We start from the raw sequence: 1,602 nt of genomic DNA on the forward strand, positions 1-1,602 counted from the left end.
AACCTTATACAATAAGACTTACACGTTATCCTTTTAATTAAATAAATAAAATATTAAATAAAAAAATTGATACAATATTACAAAACGCAAAAGTTGAAATTGGTACAATTCGAAAAATGATTAAAACTGTTTATTAATTCAAATATCTACTCACAGACTAAAAGAATTAATAAAGCTAAATATGATAAAATAACTTACAACAATTATGAAAAAAAATCTATTACTATTAAGTGGAGTATTACTGTTCATAAGTACAGCAATGCAGGCACAAGCGGGAAACGTAGGGATTAATACGACGACTCCCGGTACAACATTAGATGTAAACGGTGCCATCACCAACCGTGAAACAGCAGTAGCAGTTGCAGCCAATGCAGCTACGATTCCTGCTAATGTCACTCAGATACAACTTACAGGTTCTGCTACAGCTACTATTGCCATCACAGCTCCGGCAGCTCCCAATGCAGGACAAAGACTTGTAATCTACAATAATACAGGCGGCGGTTTTGGAGCTACCATTAATGGGTTTACCATCAACAATGGTCAGGCTATGGAATTTGCTTACAGTAACGGAAACTGGAGAGCAATGAATAACGGAACTGGTGCTTTGCCCAACACCATCCCATGGAATACACTAGGAAATGCAGGAACAGACCCTGCAAACAATTTTGTAGGAACTACCGATAACCAGGGATTGGCATTGCGTACCAACAATACAGAAAAAGTACGTGTTACGCCTACCGGTAATGTTGGGATTGGTACTACTGCTCCCAATTCTAAACTCGATTTGGGTACCGATGTTTCCAGTGCTAAGCTGGCGGTATACAATGCAGCCGCAGGAAACGACTTCTATGGTTTTGGTTTAAGTGGCGGATTGCTGCATTTCCATACAGCTTCAGCGACACCTACGACGGCTCCGGATATGGTGTTGCATTCCACAGGTCAGTTAGGTATCAATATTGGGGCAACAAACCCTACTGCAAATTTAGATGTAAATGGTACAGCCAGGGTACGTAGTATGCCTCAAGCTCCGAATGGTGGAGGAACAGCAATTTTTACACCAGTTTATGCAGATGCTAATGGGAATCTTGTAAAAGCATCTCCTACAGGAGTTGGTAATATTATGGCGGGTACTAGTAGTATTATTCCTGCTGGCGGAACTCAAACAATTATCAGTGGTATTCCGGATGGCTCTTTACACAAGCTTGTAGTTCATATGGGCAACGCTTGTACGTTTAATGTAACTGCAGAGTTTTGGGTGGTAGTCAATAGTTCAGGAGGATCTGTTATGCAAGGAATCAGTGCATGTATGTCAACCATTGGAACTGGAGGATATACGTTTACAGAAACTCCTACGACAACTACAGTAACATGGTCAGGTTATGGTGGAGGCTGTGCCGGCGATAATTCTACAGGAATGAATTTCAGAACAGCGATTGTTAATGTTGCAGGAAATTTCCAGATCCAAATTACCAACTTAGGTAATACCGGTAATGTATATTCTGCAGAGCTAAGAAGAGTCGGTGCTTATTAATAAGAAATTATACATCAATTTTTAACCTCAATCATTACAATAATCCTGGTTTCCTGAGAATAGCAACAAAA

Annotated in this window: 1 protein-coding gene; it reads left to right on the plus strand. The window is 39.8% G+C overall.

Annotated elements, in window-relative coordinates; genetic code table 11:
* Positions 1-205: 205 nt before the first annotated feature.
* The gene (locus VN105_RS06395; RefSeq protein ID WP_325639050.1) at positions 206-1,531 is read left to right on the plus strand and encodes a hypothetical protein; all 1,326 of its coding nucleotides are present in this window, start codon (positions 206-208) and stop codon (positions 1,529-1,531) included.
* Positions 1,532-1,602 lie beyond the last annotated feature (71 nt).

Origin of the sequence: Chitinophaga sp. (assembly GCF_035564935.1) — a bacterium.
Classification (GTDB): domain Bacteria; phylum Bacteroidota; class Bacteroidia; order Chitinophagales; family Chitinophagaceae; genus Chitinophaga.

Bases quoted from the DNA above. Each gene is read 5' to 3' on its own strand.
- VN105_RS06395 (WP_325639050.1), top strand. From the start codon at position 206: ATGAAAAAAAATCTATTACTATTAAGTGGAGTATTACTGTTCATAAGT.